Annotated in this window: 21 protein-coding genes, 1 tRNA gene and 1 pseudogene; 9 read left to right on the forward strand and 14 right to left on the reverse strand. The window is 67.7% G+C overall.

Annotation, left to right across the window (positions count from 1 at the left end; translation table 11 throughout):
- Positions 1–14 precede the first annotated feature (14 nt).
- Positions 15–87: transfer RNA gene (locus ACGFNJ_RS12045), tRNA-Asn, on the reverse strand.
- A 77-nt stretch (positions 88–164) separates the two neighbouring features.
- Positions 165–1,079 (reverse strand): endonuclease/exonuclease/phosphatase family protein, encoded by a 915-nt coding sequence (locus ACGFNJ_RS12050; protein WP_393446374.1) that lies wholly within the window; start codon positions 1,077–1,079, stop codon positions 165–167.
- A gap of 177 nt (positions 1,080–1,256) precedes the next feature.
- Between ACGFNJ_RS12050 and ACGFNJ_RS12055 the strand changes: the two genes are divergently transcribed.
- Positions 1,257–1,403 carry a hypothetical protein gene (locus ACGFNJ_RS12055; protein ID WP_167837714.1) on the forward strand — a complete coding sequence of 49 codons (147 nt, stop codon included), beginning with the start codon at positions 1,257–1,259 and terminating at the stop codon, positions 1,401–1,403.
- Between the two features lie 531 nt (positions 1,404–1,934).
- The gene (locus tag ACGFNJ_RS12060) at positions 1,935–2,180 is read left to right on the forward strand and encodes a hypothetical protein (RefSeq protein ID WP_014982787.1); all 246 of its coding nucleotides are present in this window, start codon (positions 1,935–1,937) and stop codon (positions 2,178–2,180) included.
- Positions 2,181–2,317: 137 nt separating this feature from the next.
- Here the strand turns inward: ACGFNJ_RS12060 and ACGFNJ_RS12065 are convergent, their stop codons facing one another.
- Positions 2,318–2,953, reverse strand: coding sequence for a TetR/AcrR family transcriptional regulator (locus tag ACGFNJ_RS12065; RefSeq protein ID WP_393446377.1), 636 nt, complete (start codon positions 2,951–2,953; stop codon positions 2,318–2,320).
- Between the two features lie 134 nt (positions 2,954–3,087).
- Here ACGFNJ_RS12065 and ACGFNJ_RS12070 point away from each other — a divergent pair, with 134 nt between their 5' ends.
- Positions 3,088–4,026, forward strand: a complete 939-nt coding sequence (locus tag ACGFNJ_RS12070) for an oxygenase MpaB family protein (protein ID WP_393446379.1) — start codon at positions 3,088–3,090, stop codon at positions 4,024–4,026.
- On the opposite strand, the gene dnaG is transcribed toward ACGFNJ_RS12070, so the two are convergent.
- The 6 genes from dnaG to ACGFNJ_RS12100 form a co-directional block, all read right to left on the reverse strand.
- Positions 4,023–5,954: a DNA primase gene (dnaG, locus tag ACGFNJ_RS12075; protein WP_393446382.1), complete on the reverse strand. Its 1,932-nt coding sequence runs from the start codon at positions 5,952–5,954 to the stop codon at positions 4,023–4,025. The two genes, ACGFNJ_RS12070 and dnaG, sit on opposite strands and share 4 nt — an antisense overlap.
- Positions 5,955–6,069: 115 nt before the next feature.
- Positions 6,070–7,329, reverse strand: a complete 1,260-nt coding sequence (locus ACGFNJ_RS12080) for a deoxyguanosinetriphosphate triphosphohydrolase (RefSeq protein WP_393446384.1) — start codon at positions 7,327–7,329, stop codon at positions 6,070–6,072.
- Entirely contained in the window at positions 7,329–8,009 is a 681-nt protein-coding gene (locus ACGFNJ_RS12085; protein WP_393447806.1) for a YdcF family protein, read from the reverse strand. The genes ACGFNJ_RS12080 and ACGFNJ_RS12085 overlap by 1 nt, the downstream gene beginning before the upstream one ends.
- 128 nt (positions 8,010–8,137) lie before the next feature.
- Complete coding sequence (locus ACGFNJ_RS12090; protein WP_393446386.1) at positions 8,138–8,272, reverse strand: hypothetical protein; 135 nt, start codon at positions 8,270–8,272, stop codon at positions 8,138–8,140.
- The gene (lanL, locus tag ACGFNJ_RS12095; protein ID WP_393446388.1) at positions 8,262–10,979 is read right to left on the reverse strand and encodes a class IV lanthionine synthetase LanL; all 2,718 of its coding nucleotides are present in this window, start codon (positions 10,977–10,979) and stop codon (positions 8,262–8,264) included. The genes ACGFNJ_RS12090 and lanL overlap by 11 nt, the downstream gene beginning before the upstream one ends.
- 68 nt (positions 10,980–11,047) lie before the next feature.
- On the reverse strand, positions 11,048–11,725 hold the full coding sequence (locus ACGFNJ_RS12100) for an MBL fold metallo-hydrolase (RefSeq protein WP_393446390.1): 678 nt from the start codon (positions 11,723–11,725) through the stop codon (positions 11,048–11,050).
- Between the two features lie 133 nt (positions 11,726–11,858).
- Between ACGFNJ_RS12100 and ACGFNJ_RS12105 the strand changes: the two genes are divergently transcribed.
- Positions 11,859–13,838: a TPM domain-containing protein gene (locus ACGFNJ_RS12105; RefSeq protein ID WP_393446392.1), complete on the forward strand. Its 1,980-nt coding sequence runs from the start codon at positions 11,859–11,861 to the stop codon at positions 13,836–13,838.
- Between the two features lie 188 nt (positions 13,839–14,026).
- Here ACGFNJ_RS12105 and ACGFNJ_RS12110 read toward each other — a convergent pair whose 3' ends face one another.
- Positions 14,027–14,626, reverse strand: a complete 600-nt coding sequence (locus ACGFNJ_RS12110; protein ID WP_393446394.1) for a CGNR zinc finger domain-containing protein — start codon at positions 14,624–14,626, stop codon at positions 14,027–14,029.
- Positions 14,627–14,713: 87 nt separating this feature from the next.
- On the opposite strand from ACGFNJ_RS12110, the gene ACGFNJ_RS12115 reads away from it, so the two are divergent.
- Genes ACGFNJ_RS12115 through ACGFNJ_RS12125 form a run of 3 tightly spaced genes read left to right on the forward strand, consistent with a single transcriptional unit; the run spans position 14,714 to position 17,642 of the window.
- Positions 14,714–15,493 (forward strand): MBL fold metallo-hydrolase, encoded by a 780-nt coding sequence (locus tag ACGFNJ_RS12115; protein WP_393446396.1) that lies wholly within the window; start codon positions 14,714–14,716, stop codon positions 15,491–15,493.
- A gap of 7 nt (positions 15,494–15,500) precedes the next feature.
- Complete coding sequence (locus ACGFNJ_RS12120; RefSeq protein WP_393446398.1) at positions 15,501–16,802, forward strand: MFS transporter; 1,302 nt, start codon at positions 15,501–15,503, stop codon at positions 16,800–16,802.
- A 21-nt stretch (positions 16,803–16,823) separates the two neighbouring features.
- The gene (locus tag ACGFNJ_RS12125) at positions 16,824–17,642 is read left to right on the forward strand and encodes a MerR family transcriptional regulator (protein ID WP_393446400.1); all 819 of its coding nucleotides are present in this window, start codon (positions 16,824–16,826) and stop codon (positions 17,640–17,642) included.
- 4 nt (positions 17,643–17,646) lie between these two features.
- Here the strand turns inward: ACGFNJ_RS12125 and ACGFNJ_RS12130 are convergent, their stop codons facing one another.
- Complete coding sequence (locus tag ACGFNJ_RS12130; protein ID WP_393446402.1) at positions 17,647–19,095, reverse strand: molybdopterin-dependent oxidoreductase; 1,449 nt, start codon at positions 19,093–19,095, stop codon at positions 17,647–17,649.
- A 92-nt stretch (positions 19,096–19,187) separates the two neighbouring features.
- On the reverse strand, positions 19,188–20,492 hold the full coding sequence (locus ACGFNJ_RS12135; RefSeq protein ID WP_393446404.1) for an acyltransferase: 1,305 nt from the start codon (positions 20,490–20,492) through the stop codon (positions 19,188–19,190).
- Between the two features lie 83 nt (positions 20,493–20,575).
- Between ACGFNJ_RS12135 and ACGFNJ_RS12140 the strand changes: the two genes are divergently transcribed.
- A complete protein-coding gene (locus tag ACGFNJ_RS12140; RefSeq protein ID WP_393446406.1) occupies positions 20,576–21,184 on the forward strand; it encodes a TenA family protein in 609 nt (202 codons plus the stop codon).
- Positions 21,185–21,262: 78 nt separating this feature from the next.
- On the opposite strand, the pseudogene ACGFNJ_RS12145 reads toward ACGFNJ_RS12140, so the two are convergent.
- Positions 21,263–22,182, reverse strand: a pseudogene (locus tag ACGFNJ_RS12145) (NADP-dependent oxidoreductase).
- A 141-nt stretch (positions 22,183–22,323) separates the two neighbouring features.
- On the opposite strand from ACGFNJ_RS12145, the gene ACGFNJ_RS12150 reads away from it, so the two are divergent.
- Positions 22,324–22,773 (forward strand): DUF1707 domain-containing protein, encoded by a 450-nt coding sequence (locus tag ACGFNJ_RS12150; protein ID WP_393446408.1) that lies wholly within the window; start codon positions 22,324–22,326, stop codon positions 22,771–22,773.
- 50 nt (positions 22,774–22,823) lie between these two features.
- On the opposite strand, the gene ACGFNJ_RS12155 is transcribed toward ACGFNJ_RS12150, so the two are convergent.
- Complete coding sequence (locus ACGFNJ_RS12155) at positions 22,824–24,215, reverse strand: glycine--tRNA ligase (protein ID WP_393446410.1); 1,392 nt, start codon at positions 24,213–24,215, stop codon at positions 22,824–22,826.
- Positions 24,216–24,377: the final 162 nt, after the last annotated feature.

The following is a 24,377-nucleotide window of genomic DNA, read 5'->3' on the forward strand; positions in this document are numbered from 1 at the left end:
GGGGTCGTTTCAGGCTCCCCCATCTGGACTCGAACCAGAAACCTGCCGATTAACAGTCGGCTGCTCTGCCAATTGAGCTATAGGGGACTATCTTGGCCTGTCCGTATTGGGCGGGCCGAGGAGAAACTCTAGCGTATGGGCGGGCGACGGCCCAAATCGCGTCGCTACCTGCTGACATGTGGGGTGAGGGTGGCGGTGGGGGCTCGGTGGTCGCTGCCGTGGGTGGGGAGGACGGTGGCGGTGCGGGTGGTGAAGCCTCGGGTGAGGATGTGGTCTGGTCGGGTCAGGGGGAAGAGGGCGGGCCAGGTGAAGGCTAGGCCGGTGCGGGCTTCTTGGAGGTGGACGGTCAGAGGGGTGAGGTGGGGGTCGGTTGAGGCGGTGTTGAGGTCGCCGAGGATCAGGAGGCGGGGTGAGTGGTCTTGGGTGACCAGGTCGGTGAGGGTGCGGAGGGTGCGGTTGCGGGAGGCGGTTTCGCCGAGGCGGGTGGATCCCAGGTGGGCGGCGTAGATGGTGATGTCGCCGAAGGGGGTGTCGGCTTGGGCGCGGAGGGCTCGGGGCCAGCCTTGGCCGAGGTCGAGGGGTTGGATGTTGGTGAGGGGGAAGCGACTCCACAGGCCAACGGTGCCGACGGTGGCGGTGTAGGGGTGCTGGGGGTCGAGAGCAGCTGCGACGGCGGCGCGGTTGCGGCCGGTGAGTTCTTGGACGGAAACTATTGCGGCGTCGGTTAATTCGTCTGCCGTACCGTTGGCTCCGAGATTCATTGTGGTGACTTGGAGTTCGGTGCCGGTTGCGTAGGCATGGGGGTGGTCGATGAGTTGGGGGACGAACAGGATGGACCAGGCGACGAGCGGGGCGCAGACGGCGGCCACGCCGACAACGGAGCGCACAGCGAGGGCGAGGGCGGCGAGGAGCAGGGTGGGGACCAGCAGCCAGGGCAGGAAGCTGCAGACGAGCTGGCTGACGCCGCCGAGGTCCGGAAGGACGGGGTTGGCGACCAGTAGTACGCCGAGCACCGCGGCCAGCGATACGAGGCAAGTGTCCCGCGCGATGTTTACTCGAAAGGTCGTCCCATGCAGCATGACCGCAACGATCGACGTTCAGGATGAGAGGTTCATGAAAGTGGCACTCGGCAGCCTGTTGGCGGCGGTAACGGTACGGCAACCATCCGGCGAGGGTATGAACACATTGTGCTGAGCGCCAGGCGAATTGGGAAGTCCTCAGCTACCCCGCTGAGCAAATGGAACGAGGAGGCCGTCATGACGGAATTCGCATGCGGCGATTGCTGGCGCAACGAGAATCTGACCTTCGCACAACGACTGGATCCGGCCCATATCCGCCGCAGCCTCCGACACCTGCTGTGCGACGAGCATCGGGCCCGGCAGGAAGAACTCCGCGCCTCCTGAACCAGGCGTGCAGGGCACCCGCAGCAGCGCAGGGGTGCTTTCGAAGAGGCCGGTACGGCACGATTCGCAGCGAGCTCGGTCCTGTGCGCAAAGTGGGAACTGGTGGCAGCATTTCGCGAGAGACCTCCGCCCCCAGTTCCCACTTTGTCCACCGAGCCGCCGCATCGGCCGCTATAGCTCGGCAGCGGCCTAGCTGCACGGCGCGCTGCTGGTCGACTGCGCCGGTGGTCGGATCGACGCGGACGACCACGCTCACCACCCGGGCGCGCCGGTACTCGGATCGACGCAGACGACGTCACCGACCGTGTGAGCCGCCAGTGCTCAGTCCGATGTGCGGATCTCGCTGACCGCAATGCCGTTCCCGACCGCACCGGTTGAATGCTCAACTGGCGCAGTCGAGACCTGCCCAACCGTCCACTTCCAGCGCACAATCCGCCGTCCGATGAGACCGACCCCCTCCGGATCGACAGGCCTACCGGACGTCGGGCAGGATAGTGGGCGCGAACAGGCAACTGGGAGGAGCACATCGAGATGCTGCGGTTGATCATCGGCGTGGCGGCCGGATACGTACTCGGCAGCAAGGCCGGGCGCGCGCGCTACGAACAGATCAGTGCGGCGACCCGTGCGCTGACGGAAAGCCCGGTGACCCGCAAGCTGGTGCTGGTCGGCAGGCAACGGCTGTCGGACAAACTCAGCACCCGCCCGAAACTGGAGCCGATGGAGCCGCTCGACGAGCGCACCACCGTCCTCGTCCCGCAGGATCAGTTGCGCCGCTGAGCATCTCGACGGATAGACAACTTCCGTCGCCGACCTACCTGTCGCCGAATCATCACTTGATCGGGCAGCCCACCGATCACCGTGGACTGCCGAAACAGAGCTGCGGACGACCGCCGCTCTACTAACGGATTCCGCGCCTACTGCTCGGACGCAGGTAGCGCGGTAGAGATCTCGGCAGCGCCGAGCATCATGGTCGCGATGACATCCGTCAGGTGCTCCCGACTGGTGTCGAACTCCCCACGCAGCCAGGCGGCGACCAACTCCAGCACGCCGCTCACGATGGCGAAGGCAGCAAGCTCACTGTCGAGCTCGTTCGGCGCTGCATCACCTGCCAGTTCCCGATTCATCGCGACCATCGCCTTGGCGATCATCCGGATACTCGCCAAACGCAGTTCGTCGACGACCGCGCTAGCCCTGGCCGCCAACACCATCTGACCGCGCCGCGGATCGGCGATCACGAACCCCAGCGACGCCTCGGCCGCCGCATGCACCTGCGATCGGATATCCCGCGGCGCTTCCAGCGTCGCACTGACCACGACCTGCAGTCCCTGCGCGGTCATGTCCTGCGCAACCGCCGCCAGCAACGCGTCACGGTCGGCGAAGTGTTCGTAGAAGTACCGATCGTTGAGCCGGGCGCGCGCACACACCGCCCGCTTGGTGACCTGATTCAGCCCACCTTCGGCGAACAGGTCCAACGCAGCCTCGACCAACGCCGCCCGGCGCCGGGTCCGGCGTTGTTCCGCGGTCTCACCGCCGTAACTCCGTGATTCCATCTCCCGCATTCTCCCCCAGAACCTCTTGACCGGTGCGCAATTGTGGTGCAGTCTGACACCAGAATATCTGGTGCACCAGGGCACCAGATGTTCGGGTGCGACGCGATCCGGCGTCGGAACAAAGGAGTTCACCGATGACTTGCCCTGTGCGCCACCAGTCGACGTCGGTCTTGCCAGCAGCAGATCGCACCACGCTCAACCCGGTACTCGAGCGGTTCGAGCGATTCAGCGGTTCGGTGTTCGTCGCTTTGTTTGCGGGCGCGCTGTTCGATCAGACCATGTTGCCGGAAGTATCCGCGGCACTGGAGGACACCGGTCGTTTCCGCAAAGCCGAGGCGTTCGGCCGGGCAATCCGATCGGCCGCCTCCGAACAGCTCGCGTTCGCCGGTGACGAGGCCGACCGGCGCGCGGAAATGGACCGACTCAAGCGACTCCATCGCGACGTGAAAGGCGTTGGCTACAACGGAGTTCGGTACAGCGCACTGAATCCACAGTCGTGGAACTGGATCATGATCAGCACGTTCTTCATGCATCTGCGCGGATACGAGGCCCTGATCGGCGAGCGGCTCAGCGAACCGGACCACCAGGCAGCCTGGGATTACTACCGCGAGCTGGTGGAGCAACTACAACTGCCCGGCCGATCCCGGCTCGTGGAAAGCTACCCAGAGCTGTGCGCGTACTACGACCGCATGGTCAGCGAAAAGCTGGAATCCAATGTCACTCTCGAGAATGTCGTCGGCCTGCTCCGGCGCCCACCGCGACCCGACTTCCTGCCACGCGTCGCCGCACCCGCATGGGAGCTGGCCGCCCCGGTCGCCGGGCATGTCGCCGCCGTCCTCGGCTTCGGCATCATGCATCCTGGCGTCCGCACCCTCACCGGCATGCGCTGGACCGCCCGCCACGACCTCGAATTCGCGGTGCTGACAAAGGTTCTCGGGCTGACCTACCGACTGCTTCCACCCGTCGTCACCGACACTCCCCTGGTCCGCAATCGACGCCGATACGCAAAACTGGTCGAGCGCTATCAAGCCGTCGGGCTGAGTTCGTTCGCCCCCGAGAAGCTGAGTTCTTAAGCGCCGGTGGCGAAGTCGTCCGAGTTACCCATCGCCTGGGTGAGCAGACTCTTGCGGTACTGCTCCAGGGCGACCAGATCCCCGAACAACGCCATGTACGCCTCGGGCTCCTCCGTGGACGACACCCGCTGCAGCTTCGACTTCAGCTCGGCGATCTGGCGGCCAACCCACGCCTCCTGGGTGCGGGCAAGCACGCCTGCGACGAAACGCGGAAGACCGGCTTCGGTCTTCACCGGCAGCGGCTCATTCGCCAGCTCGGAGAGCAGCGCGCGCATGGTCAGGTCGTCGGTGCGATCGGCGACGGCGTTGACCCATTCGGCGCCGCCGAGCCCGGCGGCCGTGCCACCGACCTCGGCGATCAGCTGCCGGACGGCCGCGAAGGCGGGGTGCGTGAACGCGTCGGCCTCCAGCGAGTCGAAGACCGACCCTGCCATCGCCGGATATTGCAGCGCCGCAACAAGCAACTGCCGCTGCGGCAGCAGGGTCGGATCGTTCGGATTCGGCCGCGCCGCAGGATGTTCGGCGACCACATCGCTTTCCGGGGCAGCTTGTCGCCCGCCGGCACCGCGGGTAGCGGCGCCACCGCCCATGCGATTGCGCTTGGCCTCCTCGCCGACCCGGCGCACCACGGTCTGGATATCGTCCCAGCCGACCCACCCGGCCAGCTTCGTCGCGTAGGCCTTGCGCAGCGCGTTGTCCTTGATCTGCGCGACCACCGGGATCGCCCGGCGCAGCGACTCGACCTGCCCCTCGGCGGTGTCCAGGTTGTGGTCGGCGAGCAGGCCGCGAATCACGAACTCGTACAGTGGGGTTCGCCGCGCGACCAGGTCGCGGACGGCGCCGTCACCGGAATGCTGGCGTAGCTCGCACGGGTCCTGCCCGTCCGGCGCGATCGCGATGTAGGTCTGCCCGGCCAGCTTCTGGTCGCCTGCAAAGGCTTTCAGCGCGGCGGCCTGGCCCGCGGCGTCACCGTCGAAGGTGTAGATGATCTCGCCGCGCCAGAAGTTGTCGTCGAGCAGCAGCCTGCGCAGCAGCGCGAGATGCTCTTCGCCGAAGGCGGTGCCGCACGAGGCGACGGCGGTCTTCACGCCCGCCAGGTGCATGGCCATCACGTCGGTGTAGCCCTCGACGACGACGGCCTGATGTCCCTTGGCGATGTCGCGTTTGGCCAGGTCGAGGCCGAACAGCACCTGGGACTTCTTGTACAGGATCGTTTCCGGCGTATTGACGTACTTGCCTGGCATGGTGTCGTCGTCGAAGAGCTTGCGCGCGCCGAAGCCGATGACATCGCCGCCGAGGTTGCGGATCGGCCAGAGCAGCCGACGGTGGAACCGGTCGATCGGGCCGCGCTGCCCCTGTCTGGACAGCCCGGCGGCCTCCAGCTCCTTGAACTCGAAACCCTTGCGCAGCAGATGTTTGGTCAGGGTGTCCCAGCCCGCGGGGGCGTACCCGCAGCCGAAATGCTGGGCCGCGGCGGCATCGAAATTGCGGTCGGTGAGGTACTTGCGCGCGGTCTCGGCCTCCGGCTCGCGCAGCTGGGCCATGTAGTACTCGTGCGCAGCCGCGTTGGCGGCGACCAGCCTGGAGCGGGTGCCGCGGTCGCGCTGCACCGAGGTGCCGCCGCCTTCGTAGTTGATCTGGTAGCCGATCCGATCGGCCATCTGCTCGACCGCTTCGACGAACCCGACATGCTCCATCTTCTGCAGGAACGCGAAGACGTCACCGCCTTCGCCGCAGCCGAAGCAGTGGTAGAGGCCGTGATTGGGGCGCACGTGGAACGACGGCGACTTCTCGTCGTGGAACGGGCACAGGCCTTTCATCGAGTCGGCGCCCGCGCGCTTCAGCGCGACGTACTCCCCCACGATGTCTTCGATTCGGACGCGGTCACGTATCGCCGCGATATCGCGATCTGGGAGTCGTCCGGCCACGGCAGTGAGCGTACCCGCCGGGTCCGACGTTCTTCACGTTTGGTTCGGCCGCGAGCGGCGTGGTCACGCGGAAGTCGGAGTCGAGCGTCACCGACGTCACACCGAGCCCGCGATGTCAGTGCCCCAACGCGGCAGCGACCCGCTCGAGCCTGCTCTCGGTGTACGACGCGATCTGGTCGACGATCACCCGCACCCGCGCGGTGTCGTCCGCGGCCGCCGTCCACCACGGCAGCAGCAGCGGATCGAGTCCGTGCGGCGCATCGGCGAGCAGCCGCTCGGCCACCGCACGGATGCGGTCACGCTGCGCGGCCTGCCGAAGCTTGTGATCGGGATCGGACATGACGTATCGCAGCGCGACGGTTTTGAGCACAGCCACCTCCGCGGCCACCACGCGCGGCACCTCGAGATCGGCACCGTACCGGGTCAGTGGCGCACCGCCCGCCACATCGCGGGTGGCGCCGATCGCGGCCGTCGCGAAACGACCGACCAGCTCACTGGTAAGTCTTTTCAGCGCAACAGAACTGCCGAGCGTCCCGTCGTAGCTAGCCACCGCCTTGACCACCGGCAGCTCCGACAACCGCTGCGCCGCGGCAACCAGCTCATCGGCCGACAGTGAGTAATGCTTGTGCCGCCCAAGGCTGCCCAGCGCGTCCTGCTCGACCGGATCGGCCAGCGCACGCAGATCGATCCGCCCCGCGATCACCCCGTCCTCGACGTCGTGCACCGAGTACGCGACATCGTCGGACCAGTCCATGATCTGACATTCCAGGCTCCGCCGCCGCTCCGGCGCATCCTTGCGCACCCAGTCGAGCAGCTCGGTATCGATGTCATAGGCACCGAACTTCGTGCCGGAACCCGTTCTGCCCCAAGGATATTTGAGGGTAGCGTCGAGTGCGGCCCGAGTCAGGTTGAGCCCGGCGCTCACCCCGTCGCCGTCGAGCACCTTCGGTTCGAGACGCATGAGAATCCGCAGATTCTGCGCATTGCCCTCGAATCCGCCGTGCGCGTCGGCGAATATGTCGAGCGCCCGCTCCCCGTTGTGCCCATACGGCGGATGCCCGATGTCGTGCGCGAGCCCGGCCAAATCCACCAGGTCCGCATCACACCCGAGCCCATCGGCGATACTGCGCCCGATCTGAGCGACCTCCAACGAATGCGTCAGTCGCGTCCGCGGCGTGTCCCCGTCCCGCGGACCCATCACCTGCGTCTTGTCGGCAAGTCTGCGCAGCGCCGCGGAGTGCAGCACCCTGGCCCGATCCCGCGCGAACTCGGTCCGATGCCCGGTCTCGAACTCGGTGCGCGGCGGCCCGAGCCCGGCCGTCTTCGCCCCCTCGACGACGAGACGTTCGTAGTCGAGCTCGCTGTAGTCGCCCACTACTGTCCCGCCGTGTATCGGAAATCCGCCGCGAAATGGGTGAGCTGATACCAGAGCAAAGCGCCTGTCTCCCTGGCAATTCCGTGTGCCTGCGACTCACGGGTGTACACCGCGGGCCCGGTCCTGGTCGGCGCGGTCCACGCGTCGATGCCTTCGTCCCGCGCCATCGTCCGGGTGCGCAGCGAATGCCATGGATCGCTGACCAGCACCGCAGCCGACATGTCGCGTGCCTTCATCGCGTTCGCCACCGCCTCGACGCTGCGCAAGGTGTCCGAGCCGGTTTCGACGGCCAGGATCTTGTCGCCGGGCACCCCGCGCGACTGCAGATAGTTCTTCCCGGACGCCGCCTCGGTGTACAGGTCACCCTCCTGCTTGCCGCCGACCGTGATCACCCGCGGCGCCACCCCGAGCCGAAACAGCTTGTAGGCCTGATCCAGTCGCGCCTCGAACACGGTGGACGGTGTGCCGGAATATTGCGCGGCGCCCAGCACGACGATCGCGTCGGCGGTCGCGTAATCGTCGATCCGCGCCACCTGCCACACCCGGAAGGCGGTGCCACCGACCAGCACCAACCCCATCAACACCGACCCGACGAGCAGCCGTCGGAACCAGCGGAACGCCCCAGCACCGGCGCCGCGCGGGCGGGCAGGGTCGGGCGCCGAATCGACCCGAGCGCGCATTGTTGGCGAATCCACGCTCCAAGTCTGCCAGTACGAGTACTCCGAACGGGGTGTTCGGGACCGACCTGAGACGTTCGGTGATGATCATGGCGGTCCGTACGGGAGCACGTCCCGCACGCGAGGACCGGCTAAGCGGTGGGTGCGGTGTAGTCGTCGGCCCACTCGAAACTGCGGGGCTGGGTACGCCAGCAGCACATCTGCGGCGCCAGCGGGTGGTCCTCGGTTTCCGGCAACTCCTGCAGTTCCAGGATGTCAGTGTCCATGCTGGGCCTCTTCCCGATAGGCGTTGACTTCTATTCTTTCGTCATCGTCGACCATTGCCAAGCGGCCGTTGTCGACCTGCCACGAACGCTCGCCTCCATGTCCTAGACGCAGCAAAAAGTCCAGAATTCCGGCGAGCCCGACGTTATAACTCGCGCACACTCCGCGCATGCTGTCGTCGGGGACCAGCAACTTGCCGTCTCGCTCTGTGGCTCGGACGTACAGACAGGTGGCGATTTCCGCCGCCCACCGTCGATAGCGTTGCTGCCCGGTCGCCGCAGCGAGGTCGAGCAGCAGCTCGGCGTTGCCTGCGATGCCGTGACAGGCTCCCGTCCCGAGTCGCCAGCGGTCCAGGTACACCGAGTGCGCCGCGCCTTCGGCGAGCTCGCGGAAGCGCGGCTCCCCGGTGACCTGCCAGAGCCGGACGAGGAAAGTGCCGACACCGGAGGTGCCATTGCACCAGAAGTTCACGTCGGCGGTCGCGGTCTTGCCGGGCCCCGTCGGCCAGCGCACGCTGCCGCCCTCGCGTTCGGCGACGGCGCAGAGCGCGTGCCCGCCACCGATCGCGATGTCGATCAAGTCCGGCCGCTGCAGGTCACGGCCCGCAGCGAGCAGAAAACCCGCGTTTCCTGCGACGCCGTGGCCGAAGCCGTAGGAGGCGGAGCCTGCGAGCTCGTCGCGGAATCGCGGATCGGCCAACCACTCGACCCGCGCGGCAGCGTTGCTGGTCAGCTGGACAAGTCGGTCGGCGCACGCCAAGGTGCGTTCGGCGAACCGGTTGTCCCCGCTCGCGTGCCACAGACGCAGTTGCGCGAGACCGGCTCCGGCCAGACCGTGGGAGATGTCCGGGTTGGTCCAGTCGAGCGGAATGCGCAATGCGTAGTCGAGCGCGCGCTCGGCCAGCACGGCGTCGCCGAGCGTTTCGGCGGCGGCGTGCAACGCCCATGCGGTGCCGGAGCGCCCGAAATAGAGCCCGGGCAGGATCCGGCTCTGCCTGGTCAGCCGATCGTCCAGCCAGCTCGCTGTCGTCGCCAAAGCCGGTGTCACCCAGTCTTTTCCGCTGCGCACCGCACGGTCGAAGACCACGAGCACACCGGCCGCGCCCACATGCACGTTGCACGGATCGCCGGGCGGCAGTGCGAGCGGACGCGGCCACAGGTACCTGGCTCTTGGCTCCATCGTGTGCACCAGGTACGCCAGCCCGTCGTCGGCCAACTGGTCGATCTGGTCGGCAGGCAATGCGGGTCCTGGAACAACGTGCGCCGCAACCGGTTCGGTACGCAAGAAAGCCGCGGCCTCGGGCAACGTCCAGCGGTTCGGCAGATCGGCAGTGAGACCGCGGATGAGTGGCGCCAGCGCATGCAGCGCGGGGCTCGACGGCGCAGCCGCCTCGACAATCGCCGCGATGCGCGCACCGGTAGCACGCTGTCCAGCAGGCGAATCCGCGGCGAGCACCGGATTGATGCCTGCCGCGACGTACAGCAACGTGGCACCGAGGCCGAAGCAGTCGACCTCAGGACCGGGCGCAGGGAGCGCGCCCTCACCCACCCGGTCGACATATTCCGGCGCGGCGAAACCTGGTGTGCCCGCGACGAATGCGCACTGGTCGGCCCGAACCGTGCACTCCATATCGACGAGCACCGGAACGTCGTCAGGCCGCACCATGACATTGCTCGGCGTGAAATCGCGTAGCACGAAGCCCTTTTCGTGCACCGCGTCGATCAACCGGGTGAGCCTGCGCGCCAGCTGCCACACCGCACCCACCGGAACCTGTCTCCCGTTGCGCCGCGCGACCACAGCAGACCACCGCTGGAGGTTCACCCCGGGAACGAGGTCCTCGACGAGAAACACATGCCCGGCAACCTCGACCACCTCACGCAAGGCGGGCGTAATCCCTGTTGGACCAAGCCATTCGAGGACCTCGGCCTCGTGCCGCAACCGATCTCGAACATCCTTCCCGTTCGGATCCGCCGCGATATGCGGGCGTGCCTCCTTGAGCAACACAGCCTCGCCCGTGTGTTCATCGGTGGCCCGGTAGACCCCGCCACGGTTGGAATGCCTGATCGCCTGGGTGACCTGGTAGCGGCCCGCGATGACAATCGGATCCCCGCGTTTGCGCCCATTGGTGCTCGGCGGTTCGAACGGCAGGACGGCCCACTCGGGCGGGGAGAACCACGGGTTGCGCACGTCGGCGCTCAAAGTCCCGTCCGGAGCCCGCAATTGCCCCTCGTAGTACCCCGTGTCGTCCAGCTCGGTCGGCCAGGCGAAGCACCCGAATCGGTAGTGCACCAGGCTGTCCGGCCGATAGCGCCGATCCGAGAGGATCGCAGGCCCGGCCAATCCGACGGTGGCCCGGTGCAATTGGTCGGCGAGCAACCGCAGTTGCTCGTCGTCGGCCGGGTACACGGTGAGGAACTTGCCCGATTGCGCGCGGTCGGCCCGCACCCCGTTGAGTTCGGCCAGCACGCTCGCGGTCGCGGCGAACTTGAACGCGCACTTGTGCTCGACCAGCACGTGCACCGCGTTCGCCAACACCTGCGGCGCCGACGCGGGTGTCGCGGACACATGCAGTTTCCAGCCCTGCCGCCTGGCGACATAGCCGGGTGGCGTGATCATGCACCAGGTGTCATCGACCCGCAGGCGCCACTTCGCGCCGGCACTCGACTCCGCAAGCACCGACATCGCGATCGACCTGAACCCCCGCGTCACGACTCCAGACTGACATAGCAAGGACACGATTCGACCTGGAATTCGCTAGCCAGGCAATAACTTAGGCACTACCAGCCGCGTTCGCGCCACTCGGCGAGGTGCGGGCGCTCGGCGCCGAGGGTGGTGTCGTCGCCGTGGCCTGGATAGACGACGGTGTCGTCGGGGAAGCGGCCGAAGAGCTTGGCGGTGACATCGCCGTAGAGCGAATCGAAGTCCTCCGGGTTGGTGGTGCGGCCGACGCCACCGGGAAACAGCGAGTCGCCGGTGAACAGGTGCACCCGTCCGTCGCCGTCGGTCAGGGCGAGCGCGACCGAGCCGGGGGTGTGTCCGCGCAGGTGAATGACCTCGAGGCGGAGCTCGCCGATGGCGATGTGCTCACCGTCGGCGAGCAGGCGATCGGGGCGGACGGGGAGCGGGTCGGCATCGAGCGGGTGCGCGGCGGTGGGTGCGCCGGTGGCGGCCGTCGTCTCCTTCAGCGCCCACCAGTGGTCGGGATGCTGATGGGTGGTGACGATCAAGCCGATCTGACCTGGCGCGACATAGCCGATGAGCTCCTCGATGCGCTCGGCTTCGTTCGCTGCGTCGATGAGCAGAGCCGCGCCGGTGGCCGCGCATTGCACGAGATAGCAGTTGTTGTTCATGGCGCCGACGGCCATCTTGACGATGCCTGCACCGGCAACGTCGCGCTGCTGTGGATTCGATTCCGGCGAAACCTGACCGGTGTATGGGCGATCTATCGTGATCACGCCCTCGATGCTATCGACCACCGCCGCCGCCTGCCATCTCGCGGGACCCCGCGCAGGTCATGATCGCCGTGGAGCCGTCGTTCCCGAAATGTCCTGCGACCCCGCCACCGACCTCGCACGATAGATTCTTGGCATGCCGCTGCCGAATCGTCTCGCCCGCTGGACCGCCTGGGTGACGCTCAGCATGTTGTTCGCCGCAGCCGCGCTGGTAGGCGCGCCGACGGTGGCGGCAGAGCAGCCGCTACGGATGGACACCTACGTGGTCGACTCGGCGAAGGTGCTCGACGGCGGCCAGGCCGACCGGGTGCGTGCCGCGGTGGACCAGCTGTACGCCGACCAGCAGGTGCGGCTGTGGGTGGTCTATGTGCGCGATTTCGGCGGTCTCACCCCGGAGGCATGGGCCGACAGCACCGCGACAAAGTCCGGATTCGGCAAGCACGACCTGTTGCTCGCGATCGCCACGCAAGACAGCGCGTATTGGCTCTCCGGCGAATTGCCGAGCGGCGTCACCGATTCCGAGCTGGACACCCTGCTGACCCGCACTGTGGAACCCGCCCTCCGCAAAGGCGGCTTGGCCGACGCGGGCGTCGAGATGGCCGACGGTCTGCGCGGCGCGATGAACGGCGGCGGGAGCAATTACCGGGTGCTGCTCGTCCTCGGCGGCGTGCTCGTGCTCATCATCGGTGGGCTCGTGCTGTTTTCACGCACCCGGCGCCGGGCCAGGGCGAAGGACGAGCTCGCCGCGGCACGACAGGTCGACCCGGAGAACACCACCGCCTTGGCCGCACTGCCCCTCGAGGCACTGCATACCCGCTCCCGTGAGGTGCTCGTCGAGCTCGACAACGCGATCCGCACCAGCGCGGAGGAATTGGCGCTGGCGACCGGCGAGTTCGGCGCCACCGCCGCGCTCCCCTTCACCACCGCCCTCGACCACGCGAAAACCGCGGCCGCCAAGGCTTTCTCGATCCGCCAACGGTTGGACGACGACATCCCGGAGACCCCGGAGGAACAGCGCACCCTGCTGGTCGACCTGCTCGGCACGGTCGGGCGGGCCGATCGCGAACTCGATGCCCAGGTCGACGAATTCGACGCCATGCGCAACCTCTTGATCAACGCCGCCGACCGGTTGGACGGGCTGACAAGGGATTTGGTCGAGCTGACGGGCCGCGTCCCCACCTCCGATGCGGAGCTGTCCAGGCTCACCGCCGCACAGCCTGCGAGCGTCCTGGCCCCGATCCACGACAACGTCACGATGGCGCGGGAACGAATCACCTTCGCGGAACAGAACATCGACGCGGGCCGCGCGGCACTCACCCAGCCGGTCGGCAAGCAAGGTGGTGCGGTCGCCGCGATCCGTGCCGCGGAGGCCGCGGTCGGTCAGTCCCGCACCCTGCTCGACGCCGTCGACAACGCCGCGGCCGATATCCAGCAGGCCCGCGACGGCCTGCCCGCCGTGCTGGACGAGCTGCGCCGTGATATCGCTTCGGCCACTGAGCTTTCCGGCTACGGCGGCACGGAACTCGCGGCGGCGATCGCGGCCGCACAGACCGTCCTCGGCACCGCCGAGGCCACCGCGGCAGCCAACCCGCTCGATGCCTTCCACACCGCCGTCGCCACCGATGGCGACCTGGACCGGGCCATCGCCGCGGCCACCGACCGCAAGCTCGCCGACGAGGACCTGCGGCGCCGACTCGACCAGGCGCTCACCGGCGCTCGCGCCCGCATCACCGCCGCCTCGGATTACATCAGCACCCGACGCGGCGGCATCGACGCCGAGGCACGCACCCGGCTGTCCGAGGCGCAGCGCAATCTCGATGCGGCACAACAACTCGGCGCAAGCGACCCCGCCAAGGCGATGTCGCACGCCCAGGCCGCCGCCGACCTCGGCGGACGTGCCCTACAGGCCGCGCAGGCCAGCGTGCGGGCGTGGGAGGCAAGCCAGCCACCATCCGGCACCGCGCAAGCGGGCGCGATCCTCGGCGGCATCCTGATCGACGGGTTCTTGCGCGGTGCGTCCACCGGCAGCCGTCGCTCCGGATCGAGCGACTGGAGCGCAGGTTCCTACGGTGGTTCCTCCGGATCGCGACGGATCAGCCGCGGCGGCCGATTCTGACCCCGCCCTGATCGTGCAGGCCTTTCCTTGCGCCCCTTCGTAATTCATCGGCCCGCCGTCGACCGGTCGCGCCGGGTATAGGCGCGCCGGATCCGCCCATGTGTCCCTTCGCAACTCGCCGGTCCGCGTCGACCAGCCACGCCCGGTGCAGGCGCGTCGGATCCGTCCATGCGCCCCTTCGTAATTCGTCAGTCCGTCTTCGACTGAGTGCGACGGGTGTATGCGCGGGCGGCGCGGACGCGGTCACCGCAGCGTGTTGAGCACCATTGGCGGCGGCCGTGGCGGATCAGGTAGCGGTTGCACGGGGCGGAGTCGCAGGTGGTGAGGAATTCGGCGTCGGCGCCGGTGAGGAGATCGGCGGCGTCGGCAGCGAGGGTGGCGAGAGCGCGATCGAGTATCTCGTTGGGCGGGCAGATCGCGGCTCGGTAAGGGCCGTTCTTCTCGTCCCACTGCAGCAGGGCCGCGGTAGGGGTCCTGCTCATCGCGTCGTTGACGGCGGACAGTGCCGAGGGCAGCACCGGCAGCCCGCCGACGCGGGCCGCGAACAATGCCCTGATGTGTTCGCGCAACGCGCGCAGTTGCGTCGCGCACATCTCCTGCACTCCGGCGTCGGCCGGTGCGAGACCGTGGTCGTTGAGCCAACGATTCGTCGATTCGGGGGTGCCGAGCAGGTCGACGAAATGTCCACCGGGCAGCGTAAAGGCACTATTGGCGAAGTCGAGAGCAAGGTGCTGCTCGGCACCGGGCGCGGGCGGCAACGCAGGCTCGGCGGTCAGCGACTCCCTCACAGCTCTCATGGTACAGCTTGCATTTATCCGTGAGAACCGCGTACTCTTCTCACGCTTAGATAGAGATTTATCCGTGAGGAGTTCGTCATGGCCTTCGCCGACACCACCAGCCAGCAGATCCCCATCAACGTCCTCGGCGGACCGACCGCGCTCTTCGAATACGGCGGCCTGAGGTTTCTCACAGATCCGACGTTCGACGCGCCCCGCGACTATCAGCGACCGGGCGGCTCGGTAACCAAAACGGCACCCCCGGCTGTCGCCCCGGCCGAGCTCGGCTGGATCGACGTGGTTTTGCTCTCGCACGACGAACACCCCGACAACCTCGACAACTCCGGTCGCGCCCTGCTCGCCGACATCCCGCTCACCCTCACCACGCCAGGAGGCGGACAGCGCCTGGGGAACAAGGCCAAGGGGCTGGCCGACTGGGAATCGATCGAGCTCACCCGCCCCGGCGGCGGCACGATCACCGTGACGGGTGTTCCTGCCATCCACGGACCAGGCACCCGCGAAGAGGTCGAGCCGATCACCGGCCAGGTCGTCGGATTCGTCCTGACCGGGACGGACCTGCCGACCGTCTACGTCAGCGGCGACAACGCCTCGCTCGCCGCCGTACAGGAGATCGCCGAACGTTTCGGCCCGGTGGACACCGCAATCCTCTTCGCCGGAGCACCCCGCTTCTCTGTCCTCTTCGACGGCGCGCCGCTCGTCCTCGACAGCGCCGAGGCCGTCGAAGCTGCGCGAATCCTCGGCGCGAAGCGGGTCGTTCCCGTCCACTACGACGGTTGGGCCCACTTCACCGAGGGCCGTACCGAATTGGTCGCCGCGTTCACCGACGCTGGGCTCATCGACCGCCTGGACCTGGTCTGACACGGTCATGACCACCTCCGCACCCGCCAGATTCGACGACCGCCCACCCGCGGAGCAGCAGCGCCGAATCCTGACCGTCCTGGTCGCCGCTCAGGCCCTCAGCGGCGCCGGACTCGCGGCAGGCGTGACCGTCGGCGCCCTGCTGGCACAGGATATGTTCGGCTCCACCAGTTTTGCCGGTCTGCCCGGCGCCCTCGGCACCGCGGGTTCCGCGCTGGCGGCCATCGCCGTCGGACGTATTTCGCAGGCCCGCGGCCGCCGTCCAGGACTTGTCGCCGGGTATCTGACCGGTGCGGTCGGCTGCGCGGGCGTCATCGCCGCCGCTGTCGCGGCCAATCCGGTGCTGCTGTTCCTTGCGATTTTCGTCTACGGCGCGGGCTCGTCGACCAATCTGCAAGCCCGTTATGCCGGAGCCGATCTGGCCGATCCCGCGCACCGCGCCCGCGCCGTATCCACGGTGCTGGTCGCCACCACCCTCGGCGGGGTGATCGGCCCCAACCTCACCGCACCGACCAGCGGCCTCGCGCATGCCATCGGCATCCCGCACCTCGCCGGGCCGTTTCTCCTCGCGGGTGTCGCGTACGCGCTGGCTGCGGTGGTGCTGGGCGTCTGGTTGCGTCCAGATCCGTTGCTGCTGGCCAGGATCCGAGCGGCCGAGCACTCCGCTACGGCTGCGGACGACGTGCCGCATCCTGCGGTCGAAACGCGCGGCTCCGACGTGCTGATCGGCACGCTGATCATGGTGCTCGCCCAGCTCGTCATGGTCGCGATCATGACGATGACACCCGTGCACATGCACGACCATGGCCACGGCGGCGCGGCCACCGGCCTCGTCATCGCCATCCACATCGGCGCGATGTACCTCCCCTCGCCGCTGACCGGCTGGCTCGTCGACCGCTGCGGTCGCTACCCGGTCGCCGCCGCCTCCGGGTTGACCCTGCTTGCCGCCGGAATCGTCGCCGCCAGTGCGCCTTTCGACTCGATCGCCCCATTGGCGGTCGCTCTCGCGCTGCTCGGTATCGGCTGGAACCTCGGCCTGGTCACCGGCAGCGCGCTCATCACCGACGCCGTCCCACTCGCCACCCGCGCCAAGACCCAGGGCCTGATCGACGTCGCCATGGCCGTCGCGGGCGCCGCGGGCAGCATGGCCTCGGGCTACCTCGTCGCCGCCGCAGGCTTTCCCGTCCTGTCCATCGGCGGCGGCATCCTCGCACTGGGTATGGTGCCCGCGGTAGCCTTCGCCGCGCGCCAGGCGGCAATGACGAGCCGCCGGGAGCGGCCCGACACGCTTGACCCTGACACTGTGTGAGGCCGTAAACCAGGAGTCGTCATGTTCAGTATCGGAGACTTCGCCAGACACGGACGGGTGTCGGTGCGCATGCTGCGCCACTACGACGCGATCGGCCTGTTGCGACCGGATCGAGTGGACGAGTCGAGCGGCTACCGCTTCTATTCGGGCGGACAGCTGGCCAGGCTCAATCGTCTTGTCGCACTGAAGGAACTCGGCTTCACCTTGGAACAGGTCGGCCGGATCCTCGACGACCAGGTGAGCGTCGCGGAAATGCGCGGCATGCTCACGCTGCGCCGTGCCGAGCTCGAGCAGCGCATCGCGGGCGACCGCGCGCGACTCGTCCAAGTCGAATCGAGGCTCCGGATCATCGAGAAAGAAGGCACCGTGCCTACCCACGATGTGATCATCAAGTCCATTCCCGCGGTGCGGGTCGCCGAATTGTCCGGCGTTGCCGAGGATTTCGAGCCGGAGTCGATCGGGCCGGTGATCGGGCCGCTGTTCGAGGAGCTGTGCTGCCGGCTGGCGCAGGCCGAAATCGAGATCGTCGGGCACGGCATCGCCTACTACGACGAACGCCAGGACGGCACCGTGCTCGCGCACGCCGCGATGCCGGTCGCCGTCGAACCGGATGCCGCGTACGACTTCACGATCACCGATCTGCCCGCCGTCCCCGAGGCCGCCACCCTGGTCCACCGCGGCGCGATGAAAGAGGTGCTCGAGCCGTGGCAGGCGCTCGGCCGCTGGATCGATGACAACGGTTACCGCATCAGCGGCCCGAGCCGCGAGGTCACCCTGGTGTTCACCGAGGACCAGAGCGGCTGGGTCACCGAACTCCAGGAACCGATCGTCGCGAAATAACCGCTCAGACCTGCACGGTGACCGAGTGGAATCCGGAGGGGCCGGTCGGGAACGGTGGGCGCTGCCTGCCGTCCTGGACCTCGCCGGAGCGGCTGATCGTGCGGGCCTGGACGCGATGCTCCCCCGGCGGCAGTTCCACCGTGGCACGCCAGCGACGCCACGCGGCGGGACCGAGTTCGACACCGAGATCGGCTGGGCGCCACTCTCCTTCGCCGACGCGGACCTCGACACCGGCGACGCCGTGCGGCGGCGCCCAGGCGACTCCGGCGAGGGAGGTGGTGCCCGCGGCGACGCGGCCAGGTGCGGCCACGTCGATGCGTGCCTGCGGTGTCACCCACAGTGGTCCCGCAGGCCAACCGCGTTTCCACCAGTAGTCGACGTGGCTGTCGTCGGTGAGTTCCAGCTCGCCGAGCCACTTCGCGCCGGTGTACTGGCCGTAGAGGCCCGGAACGAAGACGCGGGCGGGGAAGCCGTGCGCGGGTGTCAGCGGCTCGCCGTTCATGCCGACCACCACATAGCCGGGCCACTCCCCCGAGCGCAGTGGCTCGAGCGGCAGCGAAATCGAGTAGCCGTCCACGGCTTTGGTGACCAGCCGAGTGGCGCCCGGCTCCGGAATGACGTGCTTGAGCAGGTCGGCCAGTGGCACGCCGTACCAGCGGCCGTTGCCTGCCCTGCCTTCACCGGGGCGGTTGTGCACGCACACCATCACCGCGTCGAATTCCACCGCGTCCTCGGCTAATTCGGACAGCGACAGCCGTAGCGGATGCGCGACCTTGCCGGTCACCGACAGGCGCCAGTGGCTCGGATCGATCCGGGGCGGGCGGAGATTGACGTCGGCGACGTACATCCGGTGCGCCGCGGTGACCAGCGGCGACAACCCCGGCTCGTCCTCGAGTCCGTCCTCGGGCACCAGCCCGAGTGCGCCCATCGGTCCGATCCGCCGAAGGTCGTTGTCCCGCTTGCGATCCAGATCGTGATGCAGTGTGTGCGCGGCCGCGAACATGCCTGCTCCGGTCGCGGCGAAGGCCAGTGTGCCGAGCACGCCCTTTGGGCGCCTGCGCAATCCGGCCGCCAGCACGCCCGCGGCCGCGACGGCACCGGCCACGGTCGAGGTCGACTGCGTCGCCTGCCGCATCGCCAGCGCGCCTGCGCCCGCACCGAACAGCACGGCGAGTGGGGTGCGCAGTCGCTGCGGCAGCGCACCGATCGCGACGGTGGCCGCGATCCCGGCCACACCGACACCGAGCCGGGTGGCCGCCTTGTCGTGTCTGCCGGATATCTCGACGGTGGCCTCGACAACCGGCACCGGCACCACGTCGATCACCGCCCGGCCGACGGTGTCGATCAGCGAACCGCCCCGGCTCGCGGCGATCGCCTCGCCGACGCCGAGCGCCGCAACGCCGACCGCTGCCGCCCCGAGTCCTCCGCCGCGTTTCCGGTTCTCGTCAGTCACCGCTGGCACACCCGCTTCCAACCCGATCGTCCGCTTTACCGAGCATTCTGCCCGAACAGTCGAACCCAGCTACGACTTTCACCCGTGCCTGGTCAGTCCTCGATCACCGCGTCGGACAATGCCGTCAGTTCCTTGTGCACGGCGACAAGCAGCCGATCGGCATCGCCGCCAGCGAGCACACCGACAGTAAGCATGCCGTGGAAGGTGTAGACGGGGAAGGTGACGACGGCGGCGGATCCGGTGGACCGCCGGGGATGCGCCGAGAGATAGACGATCTCGTAGTCGGTGAGTTCGACGCCGGCGGGCGTGCGGAAACGTGGCACCGCGCCGGTGTTGGTGATCGCAACATGCTTGGCCAGCGAGTGAATTCGATTCGGCCCGTAGAAGTCGGGGAAGTGCAGCACCGACTGCTGCACGATGCCTTCGGACAGATCGTGGCGTAGTCGTCCCGAAATCCGTTGGGCCAGTTCGATCACATCACCGGACGGGTCGATATCGGCGGCGAACGACGCGAGCCCGGCCATATTGGTGCCCGCGGCGGGCGCGACCCGAGGATCGAGCCGCGACCGCAAGTCCACCGGATACAAGCAGCCCAGTCGCACCGAATCGCCTGCGACATCCGATGTCTCGGACGCGTACGCGCGCAACAGCGCGGCGGTGACGAGCCCGTTCACACTGACACCTCGGTGACGACCCAGCTCGACAATCCGCGCCGTTGTCGCCTGATCCAGCCGGATCCGCTGTGGCCTGGCCATCGAACTCGGCCTCGGCTCCCCGGCTGCGGCAGCGCCTGCCTCGGGCGGCGTCGTTCCCGTCACATCCTCGAAGCCGGATACCGCACCTCGAACGATGCCGCGCCGCTCCGCATGCCATTCCAACGACTGCGGATAGTCTTGCGGCACAACATCTATCGGCACCGAATCGACGATGTCGGTGTACCAACCCCACCACCGCGACAGCATGTCCACGCAATGCCCGGCATCCGCGACGCTGTGATGCGCGAACAACGTCACCCGCCACCGGTCTGCGCCTGCCACCACATCCAGGTACGCCAGCTGGGTCGCCGGGTCCAGCTGCTGCGCAGGCAGGCCGAAGCTCTCGACATCCCCTTCGGTCACCGTCGCCTCGACGAGCGAATCTCCTGGGCGCAGTAGGTAACCCGTACCTGAAGCATCCTCCCCGATCCGGCAGGTCACCACCGGAAAAGCTCGCTGCAGCGCGGCGAACGCCGCCGTCGCCGCCGCCCGGTCGAGCGGTCCCGTCACCGACACCGACCGACCCGTGTAAGTCCCATGTCGAACAAACCGTTGTTCCGATGGCGCCAACACCCGCACCACCACAGCCTCATCAGGTACTACTGCCTCATCCCGCAACACAGCGCAAGCGTGCGGCAACATCAGCGAGCGCGCAAACCAGCGCGGACAATCGATCCGGTCGGGAGCCGTTCCCGGTCGGCGCGGCCTGGTGAGAGACTGCGGGTATGAGTCTCGCCGCACATCTGGAAGAACTCGGCCGCCCCCTGGTCGAGCATCAGCTCGACCATCCCACCGTGGCAGGCATCGCCAAGGGCGACCTGCCCGAGCCGATCTTCCGCTCCTGGCTGGAGCAGGACTATCTGTTCCTGCTCGACTACGTCCGCGTGTTCAGCCGCCTCGCCTGGCAGGCGCCCGCGGACCACCTCGGTGACCTGGTCGACCTGGCGCACGCCACCTTGCACGACGAGCTCGCGCTGCACCGCTCCCTGGCCGCCGAGTTCGGCGCCGACCTCGGCGGCGCCACCAAAGGCCCGGCCTGTGTGGCCTATACGTCCTTCCTGCTCGACTCGGCCGCCGACTACGCGGAGGGCCTCGTCGCGCTGTACCCGTGCATGTGGGGGTATTCGACACTCGGTGCCCGGCTGGCCGCCGCCCCGCCCGACGAGCCGCGCTACCGCCGCTGGATCGACACCTACGCCGATCCCGGCTTCGCCGCACTCACCCGCCGCTGCGCCGAGATGATCGACGAGGCGAACGCCCCGCAAGACCGCGCGGAGGCACTGTTCCTGGAGGGCATGCGCCACGAGCTCGCCTTCTGGGACGTCCCGCTCTGACGCTCCGAGGCGAGGCTCAGTGCGCGGAGTTCGACTGAACCTCGTTCTCGCGCACTCGATTCGGGGCGCGGGAGCACGTCAGGGATGCAGCACGATCTTGCCTCGGGTGTGGCGCTGCTCGAGCTCCGGGAAGGCGTCCTGCACCTCGTCCAAGGGATACGCCGCCGCGATCGGCACCTCGATGGTGCCTGCGGCGGCCAGATCCGCCAGCTCGGCGAGCACGTCGATGGTGCCCGCCGCGGCATTGCCCTCGGCCTTCACGCCGTACTTCTCGATCGCAGCCATGTTGATGATGGTGTCGATCCGCTCGACCGGCACCCCGAGTTCCACCGCGATGTCCACATAGTCGGCGCCGAAGGTGTCGATGAACGCATCGATGCCCTCGGGAGCCGCGGCACGCAGCCGATCGAGGAGTCCGGCACCGTAAACGACCGGGGTCGCCCCGAGCGTGCGCAGCCACTCCTGGTTGGCCTCGCCCGCGATACCGATCACCTGCGCGCCGCGTCCCGCAGCAGCTGCACGGCGATCGTGCCGACGCCACCGGCAGCACCGGAGACCGCGACCGTGTCGTCCTTGCCCGCGGCCACGGCGCGCACCGTCGCGAAAGCCGTTGTCCCCGCGACAAAGAGCGCGCCGGCGACATCCCAGCTCAGCCCGGCAGGCTTGGGCGTGACCTGGTCGGCGGGCACCACCACGTGGGTCGCATGACTGGCCCGCTGATGAGTGAACCCGAGCACCTCGTCGCCGACCGCGACGCCGCCGACACCCGCACCGGCCTCGACGATCCGGCCCGCGAAGTCGCTGCCCTGGCCGGAAGGAAAGATCGACGGGTAGATGTCGCGCAGCACACCGGTGCGGATGGCCGCCTCGCCCGGATTGATGCCCGCCGCGACCACGGCGACCACCACCTGATCCGGCCCCGCCGTCGGTGTCGGCACCTCGACAACCGCCAATTCCTCGATCCCACCAAAACGTTCGTATCGCACCGCTCTTGCCATGCCAGCTCCTCGGTATCGGTGATCTATCGCATACCGAACGTCAACGGCTCGGCCGGAGGCGTTATTTCCGCGAGCAGGCCGCACTGCCACTGAATGGATTTCGGTGCGCACGCCACCGTTCACCGCTTTACGCTGGCAAACGTGGCTCCGGAGAACCTGCGGGCGTCTGACGCCGACCGCGAGAAGATCGTCGAACAACTGCGACACGCGATGAACGAGGGCAGGCTGTCCCTGCACGAGTACGACGAGCGCCTGCAACACGCCTATGCGGCAAAGACCTACGGCGAGTTGACCCCGGTCGTTGCGGACCTGCCTCAGCGCCGCACGGGGCCGACGAAGATATCCAAGCGGATACCGCAGTGGGTCGTGATCATGTGGATCCCCTGGGTTTTCGTGAACATGCTGTGCCTGTTGATCTGGGCCGCGACCGGCGCGGGCTACTTCTGGCCGTTCTGGGTCGAAGTGCCGTGGGGCATGGCGCTGCTCATCCCGACGGCGATCGGAATCACGGTGAGCGGCAACAGTTCCAGCCCGCACAACCCACCGACGCCGCCGGTGCCACCGACCCCACCGCTGCCACCACAGCGCTGAATACGAAACGACCCGCACCGATCAGCCGGCGCGGGTCGTTTCGCGAAGACCTAGGAACCCAGCAGATGCTGGGCCAGATAACCCTCGACCTTGTCCAGGGCGATCCGCTCCTGGGTCATCGAATCGCGTTCGCGGATGGTCACCGCCTGATCCTCGAGGGTGTCGAAGTCGACGGTGATGCAGAACGGGGTGCCGATCTCGTCCTGGCGACGGTAGCGGCGGCCGATGGCGCCCGCGTCGTCGAACTCGACGTTCCAGTTCCGGCGCAGCTGTGCGGCAAGGTCTTTCGCCTTCGGCGTCAGATCAGCGTTGCGCGACAACGGCAGCACCGCCGCCTTCACCGGGGCGAGCCTGCGGTCCAGGCGCAGCACGGTGCGAGTGTCGACGCCGCCCTTGGCATTCGGCGCCTCGTCCTCGGCGTACGCGTCGACCAGGAACGCCATCAGCGAGCGGGTCAGGCCCGCCGCGGGCTCGATCACGTACGGCACGTAGCGCTCGTTGGTGGTCTGGTCGAAGAAGCTGAGCTCGGTGCCCGAGTGCTCGGAGTGCGTCTTCAGGTCGAAGTCGGTGCGGTTGGCGATGCCCTCCAGCTCACCCCACTCGTTGCCCTGGAAGCCGAAGCGGTACTCGATATCGGTGGTGCCCGCCGAGTAGTGCGACAGCTTTTCCTTCGGGTGCTCGTAGAGCCGCAGGTTGTCCGGGTTGATGCCGAGGTCGGTGTACCAGGAGAAGCGGGTCTCGATCCAGTACTTGTGCCACTCGGCGTCGTCACCGGGCTTGACGAAGAACTCCATCTCCATCTGCTCGAACTCGCGGGTGCGGAAGATGAAGTTGCCAGGGGTGATTTCGTTGCGGAAGCTCTTGCCGATCTGCGCGATACCGAACGGCGGCTTCTTACGCGCGGTGGTCATCACGTTCGCGAAGTTGACGAAGATGCCCTGCGCCGTCTCCGGCCGCAGGTAGTGCAGACCGTCCTCGGACTCGATCGGGCCGAGGTAGGTCTTGAGCATCATGTTGAAGTCGCGCGGCTCGGTCCACTTGCCGACGGTGCCGCAGTTGGTGCACGCGATCAGTTCCATCGAGACGGAATCGGGATCGTCGACTTTGTTCTTGAGCGCGTACGCCTCCTGCAGGTGGTCCTGCCGGAAACGGTGATGGCAGTTCAGGCATTCCACCAGCGGATCGTTGAACACGCCGACGTGGCCGGAGGCCACCCACACCTGGCGCGGCAGGATCACCGACGAGTCGAGGCCGACGATGTCCTCGCGGCTGGTGACCATGGACCGCCACCACTGCCGCTTGATGTTCTCCTTGAGTTCGACACCCAGCGGACCGTAGTCCCATGCCGATTTGGTGCCTCCGTAGATCTCACCGCTCGGGTACACCAGACCCCGGCGCTTGGCGAGGTTGGCAACGGTGTCCACCTTCGACTTGGGTGCCACTCGAGAATTCTCCATCCACTACGAGTCGGATTAGTTCGGTCCGATCAGACCTCGCCCACAGACTATCGGCCCTGCCCAACCGAGTTTCCACCGCACGGACATCCGCGCGCCGCCGCAGTGGATCATCGACACTCCGGCGCGTCCGTTTGACATGCGCAATTA

Origin of the sequence: Nocardia sp. NPDC049149, assembly GCF_043197455.1 — a bacterium.
GTDB lineage: Bacteria > Actinomycetota > Actinomycetes > Mycobacteriales > Mycobacteriaceae > Nocardia.

Bases quoted from the DNA above. Each gene is read 5' to 3' on its own strand.
- ACGFNJ_RS12060 (WP_014982787.1), top strand. From the start codon at position 1,935: ATGCTGCGGTTGATCATCGGCGTGGCGGCCGGATACGTACTCGGCAGC.
- ACGFNJ_RS12125 (WP_393446400.1), top strand. From the start codon at position 16,824: ATGTTCAGTATCGGAGACTTCGCCAGACACGGACGGGTGTCGGTGCGC.
- ACGFNJ_RS12070 (WP_393446379.1), top strand. From the start codon at position 3,088: ATGACTTGCCCTGTGCGCCACCAGTCGACGTCGGTCTTGCCAGCAGCA.
- ACGFNJ_RS12090 (WP_393446386.1), bottom strand. From the start codon at position 8,272: ATGGACACTGACATCCTGGAACTGCAGGAGTTGCCGGAAACCGAGGAC.
- ACGFNJ_RS12135 (WP_393446404.1), bottom strand. From the start codon at position 20,492: ATGTTGCCGCACGCTTGCGCTGTGTTGCGGGATGAGGCAGTAGTACCT.
- ACGFNJ_RS12105 (WP_393446392.1), top strand. From the start codon at position 11,859: ATGCCGCTGCCGAATCGTCTCGCCCGCTGGACCGCCTGGGTGACGCTC.
- ACGFNJ_RS12050 (WP_393446374.1), bottom strand. From the start codon at position 1,079: ATGCTGCATGGGACGACCTTTCGAGTAAACATCGCGCGGGACACTTGC.
- ACGFNJ_RS12120 (WP_393446398.1), top strand. From the start codon at position 15,501: ATGACCACCTCCGCACCCGCCAGATTCGACGACCGCCCACCCGCGGAG.
- ACGFNJ_RS12065 (WP_393446377.1), bottom strand. From the start codon at position 2,953: ATGGAATCACGGAGTTACGGCGGTGAGACCGCGGAACAACGCCGGACC.
- ACGFNJ_RS12115 (WP_393446396.1), top strand. From the start codon at position 14,714: ATGGCCTTCGCCGACACCACCAGCCAGCAGATCCCCATCAACGTCCTC.
- ACGFNJ_RS12140 (WP_393446406.1), top strand. From the start codon at position 20,576: ATGAGTCTCGCCGCACATCTGGAAGAACTCGGCCGCCCCCTGGTCGAG.
- ACGFNJ_RS12055 (WP_167837714.1), top strand. From the start codon at position 1,257: ATGACGGAATTCGCATGCGGCGATTGCTGGCGCAACGAGAATCTGACC.
- ACGFNJ_RS12085 (WP_393447806.1), bottom strand. From the start codon at position 8,009: ATGCGCGCTCGGGTCGATTCGGCGCCCGACCCTGCCCGCCCGCGCGGC.